Source organism: Rhizobium sp. 01N447_2, assembly GCF_056399245.1.
On sequence record NZ_JBFTQY010000002.1, the window covers coordinates 198137 to 217747 of the forward strand.

The 19611-nt window shown below is 61.3% G+C and carries 22 protein-coding genes and 2 pseudogenes; 16 read left to right on the forward strand and 8 right to left on the reverse strand.

Annotated elements, in window-relative coordinates; genetic code table 11:
* Positions 1–18: 18 nt before the first annotated feature.
* Together AC1ECN_RS02335 and AC1ECN_RS02340 are read right to left on the reverse strand one after the other, a co-directional pair.
* Entirely contained in the window at positions 19–1512 is a 1494-nt protein-coding gene (locus tag AC1ECN_RS02335; protein WP_477952065.1) for a hypothetical protein, read from the reverse strand.
* Between the two features lie 195 nt (positions 1513–1707).
* Positions 1708–2190 (reverse strand): annotated as a pseudogene (locus AC1ECN_RS02340) (hypothetical protein).
* Positions 2191–2401: 211 nt separating this feature from the next.
* Here AC1ECN_RS02340 and AC1ECN_RS02345 point away from each other — a divergent pair.
* Positions 2402–2989, forward strand: coding sequence for a hypothetical protein (locus AC1ECN_RS02345; protein ID WP_130663979.1), 588 nt, complete (start codon positions 2402–2404; stop codon positions 2987–2989).
* Positions 2990–3078: 89 nt separating this feature from the next.
* Here the strand turns inward: AC1ECN_RS02345 and AC1ECN_RS02350 are convergent.
* Positions 3079–3396, reverse strand: a pseudogene (locus AC1ECN_RS02350) (class I SAM-dependent methyltransferase); the annotation flags it as partial.
* A gap of 113 nt (positions 3397–3509) precedes the next feature.
* Between AC1ECN_RS02350 and AC1ECN_RS02355 the strand changes: the two are divergent.
* The 6 genes from AC1ECN_RS02355 to AC1ECN_RS02380 all read left to right on the forward strand — a co-directional run bounded on the left by AC1ECN_RS02355 (position 3510) and on the right by AC1ECN_RS02380 (position 7698).
* Complete coding sequence (locus AC1ECN_RS02355) at positions 3510–3830, forward strand: hypothetical protein (protein WP_130656298.1); 321 nt, start codon at positions 3510–3512, stop codon at positions 3828–3830.
* Between the two features lie 191 nt (positions 3831–4021).
* A complete protein-coding gene (locus AC1ECN_RS02360; protein ID WP_130656297.1) occupies positions 4022–4393 on the forward strand; it encodes a cell surface protein in 372 nt (123 codons plus the stop codon).
* Positions 4394–4547: 154 nt separating this feature from the next.
* Entirely contained in the window at positions 4548–4850 is a 303-nt protein-coding gene (locus AC1ECN_RS02365) for a hypothetical protein (RefSeq protein WP_130671852.1), read from the forward strand.
* Positions 4851–5181: 331 nt separating this feature from the next.
* Positions 5182–5853, forward strand: coding sequence for a class I SAM-dependent methyltransferase (locus AC1ECN_RS02370; RefSeq protein ID WP_018495639.1), 672 nt, complete (start codon positions 5182–5184; stop codon positions 5851–5853).
* 19 nt (positions 5854–5872) lie between these two features.
* On the forward strand, positions 5873–6508 hold the full coding sequence (locus AC1ECN_RS02375; protein ID WP_018068749.1) for a TetR family transcriptional regulator: 636 nt from the start codon (positions 5873–5875) through the stop codon (positions 6506–6508).
* A 308-nt stretch (positions 6509–6816) separates the two neighbouring features.
* Entirely contained in the window at positions 6817–7698 is an 882-nt protein-coding gene (locus tag AC1ECN_RS02380) for an aldo/keto reductase (protein ID WP_477952069.1), read from the forward strand.
* A 630-nt stretch (positions 7699–8328) separates the two neighbouring features.
* On the opposite strand, the gene AC1ECN_RS02385 is transcribed toward AC1ECN_RS02380, so the two are convergent.
* A complete protein-coding gene (locus AC1ECN_RS02385) occupies positions 8329–8712 on the reverse strand; it encodes a hypothetical protein (protein WP_130671853.1) in 384 nt (127 codons plus the stop codon).
* A 199-nt stretch (positions 8713–8911) separates the two neighbouring features.
* On the opposite strand from AC1ECN_RS02385, the gene AC1ECN_RS02390 reads away from it, so the two are divergent.
* The 5 genes from AC1ECN_RS02390 to AC1ECN_RS02410 all read left to right on the forward strand — a co-directional run bounded on the left by AC1ECN_RS02390 (position 8912) and on the right by AC1ECN_RS02410 (position 14063).
* Positions 8912–10189 carry an alpha/beta hydrolase gene (locus AC1ECN_RS02390; protein WP_477952072.1) on the forward strand — a complete coding sequence of 426 codons (1278 nt, stop codon included), beginning with the start codon at positions 8912–8914 and terminating at the stop codon, positions 10187–10189.
* Positions 10190–10372: 183 nt separating this feature from the next.
* Positions 10373–11623, forward strand: a complete 1251-nt coding sequence (locus tag AC1ECN_RS02395) for an NAD(P)/FAD-dependent oxidoreductase (protein ID WP_075225646.1) — start codon at positions 10373–10375, stop codon at positions 11621–11623.
* A 9-nt stretch (positions 11624–11632) separates the two neighbouring features.
* Positions 11633–12343: an SDR family oxidoreductase gene (locus AC1ECN_RS02400; RefSeq protein ID WP_018068755.1), complete on the forward strand. Its 711-nt coding sequence runs from the start codon at positions 11633–11635 to the stop codon at positions 12341–12343.
* A 15-nt stretch (positions 12344–12358) separates the two neighbouring features.
* Positions 12359–13396: a 4-hydroxyproline epimerase gene (locus AC1ECN_RS02405; protein WP_130660807.1), complete on the forward strand. Its 1038-nt coding sequence runs from the start codon at positions 12359–12361 to the stop codon at positions 13394–13396.
* Between the two features lie 313 nt (positions 13397–13709).
* Positions 13710–14063, forward strand: coding sequence for an ADP-ribosylation/crystallin J1 (locus AC1ECN_RS02410; RefSeq protein WP_130671854.1), 354 nt, complete (start codon positions 13710–13712; stop codon positions 14061–14063).
* Between the two features lie 316 nt (positions 14064–14379).
* Here AC1ECN_RS02410 and AC1ECN_RS02415 read toward each other — a convergent pair whose 3' ends face one another.
* Complete coding sequence (locus AC1ECN_RS02415; RefSeq protein ID WP_477952075.1) at positions 14380–15048, reverse strand: TetR/AcrR family transcriptional regulator; 669 nt, start codon at positions 15046–15048, stop codon at positions 14380–14382.
* A gap of 81 nt (positions 15049–15129) precedes the next feature.
* Here AC1ECN_RS02415 and AC1ECN_RS02420 point away from each other — a divergent pair, with 81 nt between their 5' ends.
* Positions 15130–15870, forward strand: coding sequence for an SDR family NAD(P)-dependent oxidoreductase (locus tag AC1ECN_RS02420; RefSeq protein WP_024323893.1), 741 nt, complete (start codon positions 15130–15132; stop codon positions 15868–15870).
* A 75-nt stretch (positions 15871–15945) separates the two neighbouring features.
* On the opposite strand, the gene AC1ECN_RS02425 is transcribed toward AC1ECN_RS02420, so the two are convergent.
* The 3 genes from AC1ECN_RS02425 to AC1ECN_RS02435 are packed head-to-tail and all read right to left on the reverse strand — an operon-like array spanning position 15946 to position 17259.
* Positions 15946–16326 carry a TfoX/Sxy family protein gene (locus tag AC1ECN_RS02425; protein WP_024323892.1) on the reverse strand — a complete coding sequence of 127 codons (381 nt, stop codon included), beginning with the start codon at positions 16324–16326 and terminating at the stop codon, positions 15946–15948.
* Positions 16319–16681 (reverse strand): nuclear transport factor 2 family protein, encoded by a 363-nt coding sequence (locus AC1ECN_RS02430; RefSeq protein ID WP_024323891.1) that lies wholly within the window; start codon positions 16679–16681, stop codon positions 16319–16321. The genes AC1ECN_RS02425 and AC1ECN_RS02430 overlap by 8 nt, the downstream gene beginning before the upstream one ends.
* A complete protein-coding gene (locus AC1ECN_RS02435) occupies positions 16678–17259 on the reverse strand; it encodes a TetR/AcrR family transcriptional regulator (protein WP_024323890.1) in 582 nt (193 codons plus the stop codon). Before AC1ECN_RS02435 ends, AC1ECN_RS02430 begins: the two co-directional genes overlap by 4 nt.
* 156 nt (positions 17260–17415) lie before the next feature.
* On the opposite strand from AC1ECN_RS02435, the gene AC1ECN_RS02440 reads away from it, so the two are divergent.
* The 3 genes from AC1ECN_RS02440 (at position 17416) to AC1ECN_RS02450 (ending at position 19569) form a co-directional block, all read left to right on the forward strand.
* Positions 17416–17577, forward strand: a complete 162-nt coding sequence (locus tag AC1ECN_RS02440; RefSeq protein ID WP_018068765.1) for a hypothetical protein — start codon at positions 17416–17418, stop codon at positions 17575–17577.
* Positions 17578–17669: 92 nt separating this feature from the next.
* Positions 17670–18533 (forward strand): alpha/beta fold hydrolase, encoded by an 864-nt coding sequence (locus tag AC1ECN_RS02445; RefSeq protein WP_018496517.1) that lies wholly within the window; start codon positions 17670–17672, stop codon positions 18531–18533.
* Between the two features lie 31 nt (positions 18534–18564).
* A complete protein-coding gene (locus tag AC1ECN_RS02450) occupies positions 18565–19569 on the forward strand; it encodes an NADP-dependent oxidoreductase (RefSeq protein ID WP_130660810.1) in 1005 nt (334 codons plus the stop codon).
* Positions 19570–19611 lie beyond the last annotated feature (42 nt).

Sequence of the window (19611 nt, forward strand, 5' to 3'; positions counted from 1 at the left end):
CCTACACAGCTGGCGCCCTTATGGGCGTAACCGGACGAGAATCTTGACCCCGGGAACCTTCAACTGTTCCGCCAGCGCTTCCAGATCTTTCCTATCCGTTCCCGCCAGAACGATGCGACCATCCATGATCGGCTCCCTCATCCAGGGTTCCACGACGACCTTGTCGTTGATCAGCATCTGCGTTTGTCGTCCCAATACCGCCTGGGTGAAATCGCGGAATTCGGCGGCGCTTTCCGGGGTGAGCATGATATTCAGCCCGTGGTCGTAGGACACGGGAGACAGGCTTACCTCCGCACTCTTCACCTCAAGCGAGACGGGCGCGATCTCCTTGGCCCTGTCATCGTCCGTCGCAACGGTCGTATCCTGCGATGCCGTTGGCGGGGCAGGCGGTGTCGAAAGCTCATCCAGGATGCCCGGCCCGGCCTTGGCCGATGGCAGCGGCTCGATATGCAAAACGGGCGTCTGCAAGTCTTTTGCCGTCAGCACGGCGGGAAGCGGCAAGCTGGCCGGCATATCCTCACGTTGGATATGGGTGTATGTGCGCAACGTCGTCCCTCCTGCCTCAACGGTTACGATCTCCGACGCTTCGAGCGTCGAACCATCGTTCAGGGACACCAYGAGTTCGACGCTTCGGCTCTTGCTGGCGCGTTTGACGGAAGCCAGCTGATCGGCAGTGAGGCTCTTTGCCCGCTCGGCAAAGCCCGTCATCAAATTTGCGATCGCCGGCTGCTGCGACTGGCTGAACGCTGCGGCGTCGGCTTCCTCCGACAGCGAAAGGGTTGCGGTGCGTGCGGTTGCGTCGGTGGATTTCAGAGTCCAGGTCGATGTCACCGGAACACTGACGCCGCCATAATCTTCGTCTCGCGAGGTCGCCGAGGCCTGACCAATCTCCATGGTCTCTGCTTGATAGGATAGCCCTGTGGCGAGCAGTTGCGCCTCCGGCACCAAGGCGGCGACAATCTGAAGAGGGTTTGCCTCCAGCTTGGCAATGATGTCATAGAGCCCGCTTTCCCGCGCCGCAGAGGCGCCGGCTGCGGGGACTCCACCCGGTCCATTGGCCGCCATCTCCCGCATGTGCGCCATGATCTGATCGACACCGGAGAGGTCGCGCGGGTTGCCGTTCAGGTCGGTTTCGAGTTCGAGCGCAGCGGTGCCATAGGCCGTGAGGGAATTGCGATAGAGCAGGTTCATCTGATAGCTATCGGCAAGGCCCACAATGTCTTCCGGCAAGTCGGCGCTGAGGGACCAGCGGACCCGCATGCCGTCTTCATCCAGCGACAGAACCGTCATACGCTGGCGAAACGCGCCGCGCATCGTCATGGCCGAGGCGCCTGGCTTGTCGAACCAGAACGACATATCGGTCTCGGTCGCTTTTTGAACGCGGTAGCTGCGCTCGACGCCCGGCGCCGGCGCGTAGCCCGGGATATCGATGCCGCCGGCGGACCATGCCGGATGGGAGAGTGTGAGGCACAGGCAAAACCAGGCAAATCTCTTCCAGTGCGGTGATGTCATGCGGGCAGGGCCTCCGAACATTGAAGGTTGTGGCGCGCCGTCCGGCCGCCGGCCGCGAGCATGGGTAGTGCCGACGCTGCGATAATCGTTTTGCGCGAAACTGCTTCAGGTTTTCAAGATCGAGATCGGGAGATCAAGGATAAGCACTTCTCGTCGGCCGCTCCAATCTCTGCCCCAAGACAGCGAAGCGAAAAACTATTGAGCGGTCGGGTGGTCTCTCAAATCGTCTTCCCTTTCTTTCTTCCCGAACGAAGATGAGTAATAGCCACTGCAAATCAGATATGAGCACTCATCCGGGTCGCCCATTTCCTATCCTGGCAGGCAGAGCACGACGCGTTGGAACTTGGCGTTGCAAAGTCCGTGGTTTGCTAAGAGCCGCGGCTCGTTTCCGAAATACGTGCTTATGGCTTTCTGACGAGTCCACGCAGGCACAGCTTTCCAATCAGCGGCGCCGCCCTCATTGGCGATCGCACAGAGCGACCAATTGGATATCATGATCGGCTGATCGCAGGGAAAGGCTTGGACGGCGCTTGCCAGCAAGATCGAAACCAATGCCGGCAATCGCCGGATGCAAACGACCACGCTCTTCTCCCCCATACCGCTTATTCGCATCGCGCTTCTACCCCTGAGATTCATTGCAGGGATCCTAGCAGAAGGGACTGGATAATAGAAGATCATAACTAAGAATATTTTCCTAGTTCATGGATCGTTCTTGCGCTAGGTTTGCCGCCATTGCAACCACGGACTGTTAGATGTTGAGCAAATTTTTTCTCCGAGATGAGGTGATGATGCGGACGAGCTCCGGCCGTCACGCGCTGCATGAACGGAGTTCCCGCAACAGGCTCCGGCGGGCGGGCGGATATCGATCGACAACACGGGCGAGGGGCTGATGGCGGAATTCAACCCTCGCGACAAAAGCCGAACCAGTCAGGGAAAGACGCGGGCGATGGTGCGCAAGCATACTGCTCCGCCGGGCGCGGCGGATGACGGTAGCCTTCGCTGGCAATGGTTCACCATTCAGTTGCTGGAATCTGCGGCCTTCACGACATTGAGTGCGAACGCCTGCCGCGCCTTCTTCCGCATCGTCATCGAGCACACGTCGCACGCCGCCCTGGAAAACGGCAAGCTGATCGTGACCCATCCTCAGTTCGTGTCCTACGGCGTGACCGGCGAATATGTGGCCGATGCGATCGACGAGCTCGAATATAAGGGGCTGATAAAAGTTCGCCGCGGCCGGGCAGGCAGCGGTGTCGCGCATCCCAACCGGTTCACGCTGACTTTTGTCGGTGACCATGAAGGCACGCCACCCACCGACGAGTGGAAGCGATGCACGGCGGAAAGGTGCCGGAAATGGTCCGAGACCGACCGCAAGATTGCTGCCGACAAACGCGGGCGCGTCGGCCGGAAGAAAAAAATCCCACTTCGGAATCCCGAAATCCCCCCGCTTCGGGATTCCGAAATCCGCCGCGCTTCGTGAGCTGTGCAGCTGAAGAAACGTTGAATGAATTCAATGCCCCAACCAATTTCGGGATTCCGAAGTGCTATATAGATCTTGGTGGGGTGTCCCTAACGAAGGCACTTTGCCACGATCAGGAACTCCGTCTCCCGCCCCCCGATCTTTCCGGCCGAAACCGTGCGAAGCAGAAGGCCGAAAGCTTCATAGAGCCAATAAAGTGGGGGAATTCGGTCCTTGAGCGCGTGCACCTGTGTCGACACATACTCGCCGACGAAGACGACATCCATGCCGAGTTCCTTCAATGTCCCGGCAATCTCCGAATGGGATGCCTCTGCGGCGTGCTCGACGCGAAATGGGGCATAACCCGGCTTTCCGGCGTTTTTCTGTCTGAGAACGTAGCGATAGAACAAGGCGTGGGTCCACCAGGGCGCGGCGCCGTCCGGTCGGAATTGGCAGGCAAACCGTCAGCCTAGTTTCGCGCAACCTTCCTGATGTATCCGCAGGTCTGATGATCTTTGAGGCGCTTCAGCCGGAGGAATGCATGTCGGTGGGAATTTTTCGGGCTCTGGCTGCCCTGGCGATGATGACGGGCCTTGCCGGCTGCATCGACCATGCCAATGATCCCGTGCTCCTGGCGGTCGGCGTGCCGGTCAATCCGCCCGCTGTCGCGCACGGCCTTTGCATGACCGACGGCAACGCCATGTATGACGAGGCGAGGAAGCAGTATCAGCTGCGCGCCCAACTGACCGGATATGCTCAAGCCGATGAGCTTGAGGCCGAAACGATAGCGCGCGCGGCCGCCCATCGCCAATATGTCGCCTGCCTCTCCGGCCAGGGCTACCGGACATTATACGCGAATTGAGAACAGAGAATTCGCGTTTCCTCACAAACGCCGTTTGAGCCCTCTTTCTGATCGCGACTTTTCACGTTTTTTGGCTATTTGGTCACGCCGGATCGCCTGCAATCACGAGTTTTGGAAGTTGCGTGCTGCGGCGGAACTCCGCAGTTGGGAAGCGCATTCCCCGGAGATAAATCCAGTAAGGAGGGTTTATCATGAAGATGCTCAGTCTCACCCCTTCCACCGCCGCCCTCGGCGCCCTTCTCGCCCTCGCGTCTATTGTCCCCGCGCGAGCCGCACCCGTCCAGACGGTTTCCCCGCCAACTGTCTCGGACGTGAAAATGGTGCAATATAAACCACATGCCGGGTCTTGGCATGGTTATCAGGGCTTCCGCACCGAGCGCCCCGGCACCCGCCGCCACTCCGATGGCTACTGGTATCCGCTTGCCGCTTTCGGCGTCGAGGCCGGCACCACGGGCTCCATCGTCCGCCCGCCGGTGAACAGGCCGGCAGCTCCGGAAATGTGCAACCCTACGTTTTCCGGATCGATCGGTCCCGGCAGCATGCCGTGTGATAACGGCTATTGAGCCGGCAAATGAAGGAGGCGGCGAGGAGCCGCCTTTTTCTCGATCGGGCCGCCGCTCACATATCCGTGACCTCTTATTTGACATCGTAGTATGTGACAGATCGCCTTCCTAACTCCGGGACGTAAATTCCCTGAATCTTCCCAAGGAGACGATGATGACCACGACTTTCAAGAACGGCCTGGTGGCCGCTGCCTTCGGCGCAATCCTCGGCCTCTCGGCCTTCTCGGCCACGGCAGCTCCCCTCCAGTCGAGTGCAACGGAGCAGGGTGCAGCCACGCGTCCGGTTGCCCAACAAGAAACCACGGTGCAGCACGACCGGCGCACGACCGGTTCGATCGGCGATCGCGCCTCGGAAACCTCGGGTTCGACACATTATATGATGAACCCGAAGAAGCCGCTCAACATGGATTGCAAGCTCGGCTTCAACCCGACCAGCAGCTCCAGCTGCAATTACTGACGAGGCGCTCGGCCGTTCCCATCGCGAGCGACCCCGTCTGAGCTGAAGGGCGGCCTCCGAGCCGCCCTCAGTGTGTTGGCAAACCCCGCTCTTCCCTCGGCGCCATCCTCGGCCTTGTCAGCCGGATACGACATGTCCTTTCCCAACTGTCGTTCGTACGATGTTGCATCGAATGCAAAAATGCAATAAGTACAGAATCAGGCAAACTGTTGACAGTGGTGTTGCGAAAAGCCGCAGCCAAGAGCGATTGACGCCTCTGCCTTGGAATTGCCATGCTCGCCGCGATGGTCGCATTTCGTAATCAATCGAATTTCAGACAGGTGGGATAATCATGACTGCAAAGTCCGCACGCGCCGATTTCCTGCATTTTTTCCGCTCCTGGATCAGCAATCCGCTTCGGGTGGCGGCCATCGCGCCGTCGGGGGATTCGCTTGCCAGGATCATGACCAGTGAAATTGCCGCACTCGACGGTCCGATCATCGAGCTCGGCCCGGGAACCGGCGTCTTTACCCGGGCGCTGCTGGCGCGCGGGGTGAGCGAAGCCGATCTGACCCTGATCGAGTATGGCCCGGAGTTCATCACCTCGCTGCAGGCGCGTTTCCCCACGGCGCGTGTATTGCAGATGGATGCCGCCCATCTCGCCCATGCCGATATTTTCGAAGGCGAGCCGGTCGGCGCTGTTGTCAGCGGCCTGCCGCTGCTCTCCATGCCGCCCCGCAAGATCGCCTCGATCATGGCCGGCGCCTTCGCCTATATGCGGCCGGGCGGGGCCGTCTATCAGTTTACCTATGGTCCCCGCTGCCCGGTGCCGCGGCCGATCCTCGACCGTCTCGACCTGAAGGCGGTGCGCATCGGCGGGACGGTGCGCAACCTGCCGCCGGCGTCTGTCTACCGGATTTCGCGCAGCAAACCGCTGGAACTRTCGCGCGAGCGCATCGGCTATCGCGAGAGCGAGACTGACATCGACGACGTCGCCGCCTTTTCCAACGAAACCGGCGGCTGAACGATGATGCCGGGCCGGAATGGCTGAAAACAAGCGGACGGAGACGACCGAAGGCAGGCGGGAACGCAAGCGGCGGCAGACGCGCGAGCGCATCGAGCAGGCGGCCATGACCCTCTTTCTGCAACGCGGCTTCGATGCCACGACGATCGAGGACATTACCGAGGCGGCCGATGTCTCCAAGCGCAGTTTCTTCGATTATTTCCCCTCCAAGGAAGAGGTGGTTTTCGCCTGGCAGGATGCCTTCGCCGATCGCCTGATGGCGGCGGTCGCGGCAAGGCCGGCGGCAGAATCCTCGGTCGCGGCGGTCGAGGTGGCGATCACCGCAACCGTCATCGCCTCCGTCGAGGAGCCTGGCCTGGCGCTTGGTGAACTCATCCATCGCACGCCGGCGCTGAAGGCCCGCGATCAGCTGAAATACGCCAGGCTCGAACAGAAGCTCGCCGAGGCGCTGCTTCTGCGCAAGGGAAATGATCCAGAGCAGCGCTCGCGCATGCGCCTCCTTGCGGCGATCGTCATCGGCGCGCTGCGCGTCGGCGGCGAACTCTGGCAGCAGCGCCCGCCGGGCGCCTCGCTTGAGGATTTCGCCCGGGAGATTTTCGCCGACCTCTGGAAGATGCTGGCGGAATTCGGCGACGAGGCAAAGACCAGGCTGTGACGCAGGCCGCCTGAGGATCAGTGCACTCTCCCGAGGCGTCGGTTCGATGTCGATGTTTCCGCTCATCCCTGTCATCAGGGCCCTTTCATCGGAACTGGGCCGTCCTATATGTGCAAGCGTCGCAGCAGCCACATTCTGCTGATCCCCGCGAGGGGCGGATCATCACCATGGCGGGCATCGCTTTCGATCAGGGCAGACATTCGCGTTCGAAGGTATCTCCGAAAGCTTCGGCATCCATGCCGCGGCTGTTGAACCGCCTCCGACCGTTCCACCGATTTCAATGATTGATTGATAAGAGAGGAAAGACCATGTCCAGTTACAACGCAGCGAAGTCAGGCACCTTCAAGATCGGCGGCGATATCGAGATCAACCGCCTCGGTTTCGGCGCCATGCGCGTCACCGGCAAGGGCATCTGGGGCGAGCCCGCCGATCATGCCGAATCCATCCGCACGCTGAAGCGCTTGCCGGAACTCGGCGTCAACTTCATCGATACGGCCGATTCCTACGGCCCCGATGTCTCGGAATGGCTGATCAAKGAAGCGCTGCATCCCTATGGCGGCAAGTCGGTCATCGCCACCAAGGGCGGCCTGACCCGCCACGGTCCCGATATCTGGCTGCCTGTGGGACGTCCGGAATATCTGATCCAGCAAGTGCATAAGAGCCTGCGCAATCTCGGCGTCGAGCAGATCGATCTCTGGCAGTTGCATAGGATCGACCCGAAGGTGCCGGCCAAGGAGCAATTCGATGCGATCAAATCGCTGCTCGACAGCGGCCTCATCCGCCATGCAGGTCTGAGCGAAGTGTCCGTTGCCGACATCGAGGCGGCTTCGAAGCATTTCAAGGTCGCGACCGTCCAGAACCGCTACAATCTCGTCGATCGCACCAGCGAGGACGTGCTCGACTATTGCGCCAAGCACAATATCGGCTTCATCCCGTGGTATCCGCTCGCCGCCGGCGATCTCGCCAAGCCCGGCTCGCTGCTCGATACGATCGCCAAAAATCACAATGCCGCGCCAAGCCAGATCGCGCTCGCCTGGGTGCTGAAGCGCAGCCCGGTCATGCTGCCGATCCCCGGCACCTCCAAGGTCAAGCATCTCGAGGAAAATGTCGCAGCCGTCGACATCACCCTCTCGAACGAGGAATTCTCCGCCCTCGACGGCGAAGGCAGGAAGGTCTTCAAGGCTGCTTGACGAGGCGGGGCACGGAGAGGTCGCGGCATGTCCTCTTCTCCCCTCGGGGAGAAGGTGCCGGCAGGCGGATGAGGGGGCCACACGGCATCACCCCCCTCATCATTCCTATCCCGCCACGCGTTGTAGGAAAGACCGGCTTCGCCGGCCCCTCATCCGCCCTACGGGCACCTTCTCCTCGCTGGGGAGAAGAGGGAGTCGAGATGTTGCGGTATGTCCCTTCGCTCCGTTTACGCGGCCGAAGGACGGGTCGAGATCTGTGGTTCGACCCGGCGGCGTGCCGGCAGGCGGATGAGGGGGCCAGCCCATTGGCGATCCGAGAGGGCCGCAATTTTCGGCATAATTTTGACCATCCGGTCAAACATGCTGCAAAATGAGGCGGCGACCTGTTATTTTGAGGGCAAGCCTTGCATGCAGTGCATTGCTGCATTGCGGTATTTTCGCTATTCCGAATCAAGAGAATTGGCTATTACTATCTTCGTAAGCAGCGCACTCCTCCTCCCAGCGCTCTTACATCGGACTGACAACACTCCTCCTCCCAGTTGTCAGTCAGGATCAAGAGCCCGGCGCACCTCCTCCCGCGTCGGGCTTTTTTCTTTCCCTGCAAGTCTCATTTCCCTTAAGTCAAATCGATCAATTGCCGATCCGGGCAACACCGGTCCTGCCATTGTCGCGGGTCCATTTAATCGTGTTGGCGCCGGCGCGTTCGAGTTCGAAGCACATCGGCTTGCCCTTGTTCCAGCTCTGGAATTTCTGGCAGAGGCGGTTGGCGTCGATCCACCATTGGCCGGTATCGCTTGGCTTGACATAGCGGCCAAGACCGATTGCGTGACCGTTGCCGTCGACCGTGCCGGAGGAGCGGAAGATCAGCGGCAGTTCACCGCCGAGCGGTATGGAGAGGTAGACCGTCTTGCCGATGATGTCGCGGCGGATATCGGCTTCGCCGAGCGTCTCCGTCAAGCCGACCGAAGGCATCAGCATCAATGTCGATAAGCATGTGATCGCGAGCGACTTCATGACCGTGATCCATCGATTGAATCTGATCGGAAAAGAACGCCGGGGGCGGCCGAAAGTTTCAGGAGCATTTCCAGCAAAAGCGTGCAGCTGTTTTCACAGGAACGCTCTTGTTCATTTCCCGCGGTTTGACTCGGCAAGCCTCGTCGGACTATTTGAACGGGCGCCGCCTGTCCGGTGCGTGAACCGATTGGAGTTGGTCATGATCGGCAAAAGACGCGCCCCGCGCGCGGCCCTGACAGGTCTTCTGGTAGCAATGATGGCGCTTTCCGGCTGCGGCGGCAGGCCGGTCGGTGTCATGCAGGCGGCCGGCACCGCGGCCCCCGGCACGTCGAAGGTCGATCTACTCGTCGCCACGACGCGCGCTGCCGACGATAATCCCGCCGTGCTTTTCTCCGGCGAACGCGGCACCGGGCTCGCCGTCAATGCCRTCGATGTCTCGATCCCGCCGGAAGCCAATCGCAAGGTCGGCCAGGTGCAATGGCCAAGCCGCCTGCCGGCCGATCCGCTGCGCGATTTCGTCACCGTTTCTGTCGATCCCCTGGAAGGCGAGCGGGCCGGCGAGACCTGGCTGAAGTCCCATATGCCGAAGAGCCGTCGCGTACTCGTCTTCGTCCACGGCTTCAACAATCGTTATGAGGATGCCGTCTACCGCTTCGCGCAGATCGTCCACGATTCGCATGCCGATGTCGCGCCCGTCGTCTTCACCTGGCCGTCGCGCGGCAGCATCTTCGATTATAATTACGACAAGGAAAGCACCAACTATTCCCGCGACGCGCTGGAGGAGCTGCTGACCCGCACCGCCGCCAATCCCGCCGTCAGCGACGTCACCATCATGGCCCATTCGATGGGCACCTGGCTCACCGTCGAAGCGCTGCGGCAGATGGCGATCCGCAACGGTCACGTCGCTCCGAAGATCAACAATGTCATCCTTGCCTCGCCGGATCTCGATGTCGATGTCTTCGGCCGCCAGTTCGCCAGCCTCGGCAAGGACAGGCCGCACTTCACCATCTTCGTTTCGCAGGATGACCGGGCTCTGGCGCTGTCGCGGCGCATCTCCGGCAATGTCGACCGGCTCGGCCAGATCGATCCCTCCGTCGAACCCTATCGCAGCAAGCTCGAGGCGGCCGGCATCACCGTGCTCGACCTCACCAAGCTCAAGGGCGGCGATCGGCTGAACCACGGCAAATTCGCCGAAAGCCCCGAAGTGGTGAAGCTGATCGGCGACCGGCTAATTGCCGGCCAGACGATCACCGATTCCAATGTCGGCCTCGGCGAGGCCGTCGGCGCCGTGGCGATGGGCGCTGCCCAGACCGCCGGAAGTGCCGTCAGCGTCGCCGTCAGCACGCCGATTGCGATCTTCGATCCGCGCACCCGGCGCAACTACGATGCCCAGCTGAAGCGTCTCGGCCAGTCGATGAACAACACCGTCGGTTCGGTCGGCGACAGCGTCGGCGCCGGCCTGCCGGAAAGCCAGTAAAAATTCCACAGAGCAATTCCAGCAAAAGTGCACAGCGGTTTTGCGTTTCGGAATTGCGAAAAAACAAAGAGATAGAGAATTCCCTTGTTTCGGAAAAAACGGAAATTCTCTAGGCATCGCATCTTGATGTGATATATCAGGTTCACGACGGCACTTCTGTCTGCCGTGCGATGGGTTGATGGCATGGCGGATGAGACGAAGAAGAGTGTGGCGGTCGTCGGCGCAGGCGTGATCGGCGCCTCGATCGCTTTCGAGCTGCAGCGGCGCGGCCTTGATGTGACGCTGATCGACAAGGGCGAGCCGGGCCGCGGCACCTCTTTCGGCAATATGGCAAGCATTGCGCTTGATTTTGCCGCCGGTTCCGGCCCCTCGACCTGGAAGAAGATCCCCGGCTGGCTGCTCGATCCCGAAGGCCCGGTCTGGCTGCGGCCCTCCTATGCCGCCAGGATGCTGCCCTGGTTCCTGCGCTTCCTCGCTGCCGGCCGGCCCTCGCGCCTTAGAGAGATCGAGGATGCCGGCATGCGCCTGTCGAACCGGGCGCTCGGCGATTTCAAAGAGATGCTCGAGGCGATCGGCGCGCCCGAGTTGATGACCGAGGAAGGTTGTCTCGCGATCTACGAGACCGAGGCGGAATTTGCCGCAGATCGTGGCCATCTCGCCATGATGCAGCGCTACGGTCTCGACTTCGAAGTCTTGAGTAACGGCGCCATCCAATATTACGAACCCACTTTGTCACCGGCGATCGCCAAGGCCGTGCTGCTCCCCGACAACAAGTCGATCCGCGATCCCTACAAGCTCGTCGTCAAACTCACCGACGCCGCAAAGGCGGCGGGCACGACCTTCGTCTCCGGCACCGTGCGGAATATCGAGCGCAGGGGCGATGGCACCGCCGTCGTTCTCCTCGAGGATGGCAGGCGTATCGAGGCGGGTTCGGTGGTGCTTGCCGCCGGCGTCCACACCCGCTTCCTTGCCGAAAAGCTCGGCGAGCCGATCCCGCTCGAAACCGAGCGCGGCTATCACACGCAGATCATGAAGCCCGGCATCTCGATGCGCTATTCGGTGATCTGGCCGCATCGCGCCTTCATGGTGACGCCGACGGCGGGCGGCATTCGTGTCGGCGGCAATGTCGAGCTCGCCGGCCTTGACGCCGCGCCAGATTTCCGCCGTCCGCGGGTGCTGGTGCGCCATGCCCAGCGCGCGCTGCCCGGCTTGAAGGTCGAGGAGACGACGGAATGGATGGGGCACCGTCCGGCCCTGCCCGATACGATCCCGATCATTTCGCCCTCGTCGAAAATGCCTGGCGTTTTCTATGCGACCGGCCACGGCCATCTCGGCCTGACCTTTTCGGCGACGACAGCGCTGGTGATCGCCGATATGGTGACCGGGCTCAAACCATCCCTCGACATGACCCCGTTCCGCATAGACCGATATTAGGAGGTCCCGATGTCCGAAACCACCAAACCCGTAGCGCTGATCACCGGCGGCGGCCGCGGCATGGGCGAGGCGATCGCCCGCGAGCTCTCGGCGCAGGGCTATCAGCTGGCGCTGATGTCGCCGTCCGAAAGCTGTGAAAAGCTGGCGGCCGAACTCGGCGGCGTCGCCTCGCGCGGCGTGGCCGAAAAGGCCGAGGATCTGAAGGCGATCTTCGACCTGACGATGAAGACCTATGGCCGCATCGATGCCGTCGTCAACCTGAGCGGCCATCCGCCGAAGGGTGACCTGCTCGATATTTCGGACGAGAACTGGACGCTCGGTTCCGACATGATGATCCTGTCGCTGGTGCGCATGGCCCGCCTGGTGACGCCGGTCATGCTGAAACAGGGCAAGGGCGCCTTCGTCAACATCACCACTTTTGCGGCTTATGAGCCCTCGCTGGTCTTCCCGGTTTCCTGCACCTACCGCGCCGCCGCCGGCGCCTTCACCAAGCTTTATTCCGATCGTTATGCGGCCGACAATATCCGCATGAACTGCATCCTGCCCGGTTATATCGATAGCCTCAACCACAAGCCGGAGACCGCCGAGAAGGTCCCGATGAAGCGCATCGGACATGTGGAGGAGATCGCCAAGACCGCGGCCTTCCTGCTCTCCGAAGGCGCGGGTTATATCACCGGCCAGAATATTCGCGTCGATGGCGGCGTCACCCGTCACGTCTGATCTGGAGTTTTCGATATGAGATGGAAGCGCACGATCCAGCTGCTGGATGTCCATGCCGAAGGCGAGATCGGCCGCGTCGCGATCGGCGGCGTGCCGAAGATCCCCGGCGATACTATCGCCGCCCAGCTGCATTGGCTGAACACCGATCCGAAGGGTGACGAACTGCGCCGCTTCCTTTGCCTGGAGCCGCGCGGCGCGCCCATCGGCTCGGTCAACCTGCTGCTGCCGGCACGACACCCGGAGGCCGACGCCGCCTTCATCATCCTGCAGCCCGACCAGGCGCATGCGAGTTCCGGCTCGAACTCGATCTGCGTCACCACGGCGCTTCTCGAATCCGGCATCGTCGAGATGAAGGAGCCGGAGACGATCGTCACGCTCGAAACCGCCGCCGGCCTCGTCAAGGCAACGGCGACCTGCCGCGACGGGCGCTGCGAGAAGGTCAGGCTGACCATGGTGCCCTCCTTCGTGCATGAGCTCGATGTCGCAATCGACACGCCGCATTGGGGAAAGATCAAGGCCGATATCTGCTATGGCGGCATCTTCTATGCGCTTGTTGATGTCGGCCAGATCGGTCTGACGATCGAGAAGGCCAATGCCGCCGGCCTTGTCCAGGCCGGCATGATCCTCAAGGAGCTGATCAACCGCGACATCAAGGTCGTCCATCCCGAGATCCCGGCAATCTCGGGCGTCGCCTATGTCATGTTCCGCGACACCGAAGCCGATGGCACCGTGCGCACCTGCACCACCATGTGGCCGGGCCGGGCCGACCGTTCGCCCTGCGGCACCGGCAACTCCGCCAATCTCGCGACGCTCTATGCCCGCGGCAAGGCCAAGGTCGGCGACGTCTTCACCTCGAAATCGATCATCGGCTCCGAATTCGAAGTCGGCCTCCAGGCAGTGACCGAGGTGGCCGGCCGCCCCGCCGTCATCCCCACCATCACCGGCCGCGGCTTCACCTTCGGCCTGACCCAGGTAGCGCTCGACCCCTTTGACCCGCATCCGAACGGTTTTGCGCTGACGGATGTCTGGGGGCCATCGGCTGGGGAGATTTGAACGTTCGGGATATGATGCCGGAAGTGCGAAGCAGTTTCCTGACGGCTTGCGCTGATGACTGCCCCTCACCCTAACCCTCTCCCCGTAGACGGAGCGAGGGGACGTGCCCCGCGAGAGGCTGGCGAGGAACGGAGAGGGCGCGGCATATCCCCTTCGCCCCGTTTACGGGGAGAAGGTGGCGGCAGCCGGATGAGGGGCGCAGCACGCGCTGGAGCACGGCATTGGTTTGCCTGTCTCTGAAGATCGCCGGTTTTGAATGACGCCCGAAGATAGGCTCGCTGAGAGACTGTCGGATTACCGCAGAGAGACGAAGATGAGCGAAGATATCGAAACGATTACCCTGTGGCGTCCGATCGGGCCTGAGGAACTGGCGCTTATTCGCGATCTCGACATGCGCGGATTTCCGCCGCGCTTGCCCGATCAGCCGATCTTCTATCCCGTGCTGTCGGAAGATTATGCGGTCAAGATCGCGCGCGACTGGAATGTGCCCAGGAGCGGGTCGGGCTTCGTCACGAAGTTTGACGTGAGAAAGGATTACCTCGACGGCCATGCGGTTCAGGAAGCGGGTGGCCGGGCGCATCTCGAATATTGGATACCTGCCGAGGAGATGGATCAGTTCAACGCGGCGATCGTCGGAACCATTGAGGTCACGAAGACCTTCCCGTAACCGCTTCCCGCCGGGTCGTCCTGACGGGACGGTTCGCGCGAATGGCTGCCCCTCACCCTGACCCTCTCCCCGTAAAAACGGGGAGAGGGGACGTGCCATGCAAGAGGCCAATGGGGAACGGAAAGGTCGCGGCATATCCCCTTCTCCCCGCTTGCGGGGGTCCGAAGGACGGGTCGAGACCCGTGGCTCGACCCAGGCAAAGGTGGCGGCAGCCGGATGAGGGGCAGCGGCACGCGTCGGCGATCCTACGAAGCTTCCGCGACTGACTGACCAAAGGTGACACAGGAGCATCCGTGTAACAATATTCGAAACGCGATCAGCGCCGCCTGCGCTCAGCATCCCCGGTTCGAGTATCCCAACCCAGCATGGCCAGCTCGGCGACTGCCTCCAGTTCGCCGCGGGTCGCTCCGTCGCGGGCCAGGATCGACATGCCATTTTGAACGGTCTGGACGAAGCGAGCGAGCGCATGGACGTCGGTCGAGACTGGAATTTCGCCTTCTGATATCGCTTGGTTCAGGCGCGCCTTCAGACGGTCGAGCGTGACGCCGCGGGCGGCGCGCACCAGTTCGCCGAGTTCCACATGGCCCTCGCTGCCGACCGAAGAGAGCGCCACCATGCAGCCGCGGGGAATATCCGCGACACAGCCGGTCAAGGCAGCGRCTGAATCCATCAGAAACGACCTCACCGCCTCACGGGCTGCGCCCGCGGAAAAGAAGCCTGCCCAGACGAGCGCCTCGTTGTTGTCGCGATAGTGGCGCAGCGCCTCGGCATAGAGCGCCTCCTTCGAGCCGAATGCCGCGTAAAGGCTCGGCGATCCGATCCCCATCGCCTCGGTGAGGTCGGCGATCGAGGTCGCCTCGAAGCCCTTGATCCAGAACAGGCGGGTCKCCTGCGCCAAGGCTGCTTCCCGATCGAACGCCCGCGGCCGCCCGCGACTGCGGGCAGGGGTTTCATCGAGGTTCGACATCTCATCCGATTTCTGCATCGATCATTATATAAACCCATTGACACCCCATCGCAACGTGCCTAGCTATTTATGTGTCGATCACTACAGAAAGAGAAGATCATGACAGAACTGGCTGGAAAGCGTGCCCTCGTCACAGGTGGCTCGCGTGGCATTGGCGCCGCCATCGCATTGGCGCTTGCCGACAAAGGCGCTGATGTCGCCATCACCTATGAGCGTTCGGCCGATCGCGCCGCCGAGGTCGTCCGGGCGATCGAGGGCAAGGGCCGCAAAGCGCTTGCCATCCAGGCCGACAGCGCCGATCCGGCGGCCGTGAAGCGCTCGGTCGACGAGGCCGCCCAGGCACTTGGCGGTCTCGACATTCTCGTCAACAATGCCGCAATCGCGCTTTACGGCGCGATCGCCGACGTCAGCGTCGAGCAGATCGATGCGCTGCTTGATGTCAATGTACGATCGCCCTTGCTCGCTTCGCAGGCCGCCATTCCCTATCTGCAGGCAGGAGGCCGCGTCATCACGATCGGCTCGGTCGGCGCCGAACGCATCGTCGGCGACACCGGCACGGTCTATTTCATGACAAAATCCGCGCTCCATTCGTTTACCCGCGGCCTCGCGCGGGAACTCGGATCTCGCGATATCACCGTAAACCTCGTCCAGCCGGGTTCGACCGACACCGAGATGAATCCCGCCGACGGCGACTTTGCCGACTTCCAGCGTGCCTTGATCCCACTTGGCCGCTACGGCAAGCCGGAAGATGTGGCGGCCGCTGTGGCTTTCCTCGCAAGCCCTGCTGCAAGGCACATCACCGGAACCATCCTCACGGTGGATGGCGGCTTGAACACCTGAATCGGGAGATGTTGCTTCCGGCCCTCAAAAGAGCGGGGGACCGACAGATGTCGGCCCCTCTTTCTCACCGATGCGCTAGCCGGACGGAGTGACGGCCAGGATCGTGTCGGAGAGCCTGTGGCTGGGCGTGGGGGTCGCGTGCAATGCGCGCTCCGCGTAGCTGTGCAGCAGCGCGGGATCGTCGATCACACGTGCAGGAACGGCGTAGTAGCGGCGAACCGTAACCTCCCTGCCGGCGGCACGATAGCTGAACGGTTCGCAGCCATCTGCCTCGAACTCCGCGCGCATCGCTTCGTCGACGCGGAGATACAAAGTGCCCTTCATGACGAACCCGAACTGCGCGCCGTTTCGGACCAGGGCGGAGCCGCCGAAGAAGCGCCTGATATCGATGCAGCCGGCTGGGGCGATCTGGCTCGCAAAGTCGAGCGCCAGCCCGCGTGTCGCCTCGCTACTCATGGTGCTGCTCCGCCAGAGGATCGAAGAAGCCGGTGATCGCACCGAGCCGGCCATCGGAAATCACCCCGAAGCTCGTGCCGGTCTGCAAGACCCTCTCGTCTTCGTGGCGCAGTGCCCAGCGCGCCAGTGAGCGATCATTATGATGGAGGACGCTCAATATCTTGAACCGGCCTCCCGGCATGCTCTCCTTGAAGCCGGCCATATAAGCCGAGAGACCGGCGCGCCCCGCGATCGTTCCATTCGGGTCGCAATAGGTCACCTCATCCGCGAGGCAAGCCAGCATTTCCGGCTCGCGAGCGTCAGCATCCAGCGACCAGATGGCCGCATATCGATCCCATAGGGCCTCAGGTGTCATAACAGTGTCTCCAGTTGATTGAATTCGTCTTCTATCGCCTGCCGCAGGCCGGCCTTGTCTTCGCCGCCGCGAATGAGCACGAGGAGGCCCTGATAGAAGGCCAGAAGGCGGATGGCTGTCCTGTTCGCCTTGGCTCCATCGGCGTCCCGAGCGAAGGTCGGCGCCTCGGTGAGCCTTAAGCGGAATGTGGTGCGAAGGAGGCCGAGCGCTGCCTCGACACGGGGATGCGGATTGACGCCGCCGCCAAATTCCACCGCCATATTGGTGATCAGGCAGCCGAGGGCGCCATCGTCGGGCTCATGCAGGAGCGACAGGAACAATTCGCGCAGCCCTTGAAGCCCGCTTCCGGGCGGCGCAAACCGCTCGATGCGTCCCTCCAGCACCGTCCGGTGGTAATGTCCGAACGCCGCGTCGAAGAGGCCGGCCTTGTCGCCGAAGGCGTGATAGATGCTTCCGCCTTTGAGCCCCGTTGCCTCCTCGAGGTCCCGGATCGACGCACCTTGATAGCCGTGCTTGCGAAAGATCTGCATCGCCCCCTTCAGCACTGCCTCCTCGTCGAATTCCCGCGTTCGGCCCATCGTCACTCCGATTCTTTATCGCTTGTTCTAGAATGACCGATCAAGAATACAAACGCAACGGCCTCCCATGATTTTCCGAGAAAATTCTCGCCTGGTCGAGCTCGGGCATGCCCGGCGAGCGCGGGACTGACATGTACCGAAGAGCGTCTCGGGCTCATGACGAAGTTTGAAGTGAGAATAGATTATCTCGACGCCGATGATGTTCGCACCCTTCCTGGCAGCAATAATGCGGGTTCTAGCCTGAGGGAGATGGCGGTTGAATCGGCTAAAAAATTCCGCTTGACAACTTTGATGATGAATATCATTAATCAACTATGATGATAGTTGTCATTAAAAAGTTGAACAATCGAAGCTGGCTGCTTTCCCTCCGACCCAAGCCTGCCGGTTCGGGTGGGATAATGGAGTAAACGATGAACACGTCTGTGAGATATCTTCGGTCTGCCACGTGTTATGCCGAGGCTCCCAATCTCTGGATCAATGTTGGGGAAACACCTTTTGCCTATCGCGACCTTGGCCTTCAGGGTGGCGTGCCGGTCATTCTTCTCAACCATTGGGGCGCGGTGCTGGACAATTTCGATCCCCGCATTGTCGATGGTCTTGCCACCAGGCATCACGTAATCGCCACCAATTACAGGGGTATCGGCGCCTCAGGCGGTAAGGCTCCTTTGACCATCGACGAGATGGCGCGCGACATGATCGCGTTGATCCGGGCGCTTGGGTTTAAAAAAGTCGATCTGCTTGGGTTTTCTCTCGGGGGATTTGTCGCGCAGGACATCACACTGAAGGCCCCCGATCTCGTGCGCAAACTCATTTTGACCGGAACAGGCCCGGCCGGCGGCAAAGGCATCGAGAAGGTCGGAGCAGTGTCCTGGCCGCTGATGATCAAAGGTCTGCTGACGTTGCGCGACCCAAAAACCTATCTGTTCTTCACGTCCACTGCCAATGGTCGCCGGGCCGCGAAAGCCTTTCTGGATCGGCTGAAAGAGCGGAAGGCGGGAAGGGACAAGGGGCCTGCTCCAAGGGCCTTCCTGCGGCAACTCAAGGCGATCAAAGCCTGGGGGCGGCAGGCGCCTCAGGATCTCGGCCGGATCAATGTCCCGGTCCTGATCGCCAATGGCGACAATGATATTATGGTCCCGACCGTCAACAGCGCCGATCTGGCCCGCCGCATCCCCGGGGCGGAGCTGGTTATCTACCAGGACGCCGGGCATGGCGGGATTTTCCAGAACTATGCCGATTTCGTGCCGAAGGCCTTGTCCTTCCTTGGCGCCTGACGCCGCAATAAAATTCGAATTGGAGAGGCCCGTGAAGGCATTCGTCGTTGATAAGTACAAGAAGAAGGGCGCTCTGCGTCTGGCCAACCTGCCTGAACCGGAATTGCAGGACAATGATCTCCTCGTCCGGATCCAGGCCACGGCCGTAAACCTCCTGGACTCCAAGGTCCGGGATGGAGAGTTCAAGCTTATTCTTCCCTATCGTCCACCCTTTATCCTGGGGCACGACGTTGCCGGAACGGTTGTAAAAATTGGACCAGGCGTCCGGCGCTTCAAGGTGGGCGACGAGGTCTACGCTCGGCCACGCGACCATCGGATTGGCACATTCGCAGAATTCATTGCCATTGATCAATCCGATGTAGCGCTGAAGCCGAACAACCTCAGCATGACGGAAGCGGCGTCCATCCCGCTGGTGGGGCTGACTGCGTGGCAGGCGCTGGTCGAAGTGGGCAAGGTGAAACCCGGCCAGAAGGTCTTCATTCAGGCCGGTTCCGGCGGGGTCGGGACTTTCGCCATTCAGCTCGCCAAGCATCTTGGCGCGACCGTTGCGACGACGACGAGCGCTGGCAATGCCGAGTTGGCCAGAAGCCTCGGGGCGGATGTGGTGATCGACTACAAGACACAGGATTTCGAGAAGGTCTTGTCGGGTTGCGATCTCGTTCTGAACAGTCAGGATCCAAAGACGCTCGAAAAATCTCTGGGCGTGCTGAAGCCGGGCGGCCAGCTCATTTCCATTTCCGGTCCGCCCGATCCTGCATTCGCCGGGGAACTCGGCCTGAATCTGTTTCTGAAACTGGTGCTGCGCCTGCTGAGCCGAGGCGTTCGGAAAAAGGCCAAGCGCCTTGGCATCCGCTACTCGTTCCTGTTCATGCGCGCCGAAGGGCAGCAATTGGGTCAAATCACCGCGCTGATCGAATCGGGCGCGATCCGACCGGTCGTCGACAAGGTGTTCCCGTTTGAGAAGACCGGGGATGCGCTGGCCTATGTCGAGACCGGGCGCGCGAAGGGCAAGGTGGTCATCACGGTCGCCGACTAAAGCATGTCGCGCAAAAGTGTGCAGCGGTTTTGCGACAACGAC

Bases quoted from the DNA above. Each gene is read 5' to 3' on its own strand.
- AC1ECN_RS02345 (WP_130663979.1), top strand. From the start codon at position 2,402: ATGGCGGAATTCAACCCTCGCGACAAAAGCCGAACCAGTCAGGGAAAG.
- AC1ECN_RS02355 (WP_130656298.1), top strand. From the start codon at position 3,510: ATGTCGGTGGGAATTTTTCGGGCTCTGGCTGCCCTGGCGATGATGACG.
- AC1ECN_RS02360 (WP_130656297.1), top strand. From the start codon at position 4,022: ATGAAGATGCTCAGTCTCACCCCTTCCACCGCCGCCCTCGGCGCCCTT.
- AC1ECN_RS02365 (WP_130671852.1), top strand. From the start codon at position 4,548: ATGACCACGACTTTCAAGAACGGCCTGGTGGCCGCTGCCTTCGGCGCA.
- AC1ECN_RS02375 (WP_018068749.1), top strand. From the start codon at position 5,873: ATGGCTGAAAACAAGCGGACGGAGACGACCGAAGGCAGGCGGGAACGC.
- AC1ECN_RS02385 (WP_130671853.1), bottom strand. From the start codon at position 8,712: ATGAAGTCGCTCGCGATCACATGCTTATCGACATTGATGCTGATGCCT.
- AC1ECN_RS02395 (WP_075225646.1), top strand. From the start codon at position 10,373: ATGGCGGATGAGACGAAGAAGAGTGTGGCGGTCGTCGGCGCAGGCGTG.
- AC1ECN_RS02400 (WP_018068755.1), top strand. From the start codon at position 11,633: ATGTCCGAAACCACCAAACCCGTAGCGCTGATCACCGGCGGCGGCCGC.
- AC1ECN_RS02405 (WP_130660807.1), top strand. From the start codon at position 12,359: ATGAGATGGAAGCGCACGATCCAGCTGCTGGATGTCCATGCCGAAGGC.
- AC1ECN_RS02410 (WP_130671854.1), top strand. From the start codon at position 13,710: ATGAGCGAAGATATCGAAACGATTACCCTGTGGCGTCCGATCGGGCCT.
- AC1ECN_RS02420 (WP_024323893.1), top strand. From the start codon at position 15,130: ATGACAGAACTGGCTGGAAAGCGTGCCCTCGTCACAGGTGGCTCGCGT.
- AC1ECN_RS02425 (WP_024323892.1), bottom strand. From the start codon at position 16,326: ATGAGTAGCGAGGCGACACGCGGGCTGGCGCTCGACTTTGCGAGCCAG.
- AC1ECN_RS02430 (WP_024323891.1), bottom strand. From the start codon at position 16,681: ATGACACCTGAGGCCCTATGGGATCGATATGCGGCCATCTGGTCGCTG.
- AC1ECN_RS02435 (WP_024323890.1), bottom strand. From the start codon at position 17,259: ATGGGCCGAACGCGGGAATTCGACGAGGAGGCAGTGCTGAAGGGGGCG.
- AC1ECN_RS02440 (WP_018068765.1), top strand. From the start codon at position 17,416: ATGACGAAGTTTGAAGTGAGAATAGATTATCTCGACGCCGATGATGTT.
- AC1ECN_RS02445 (WP_018496517.1), top strand. From the start codon at position 17,670: ATGAACACGTCTGTGAGATATCTTCGGTCTGCCACGTGTTATGCCGAG.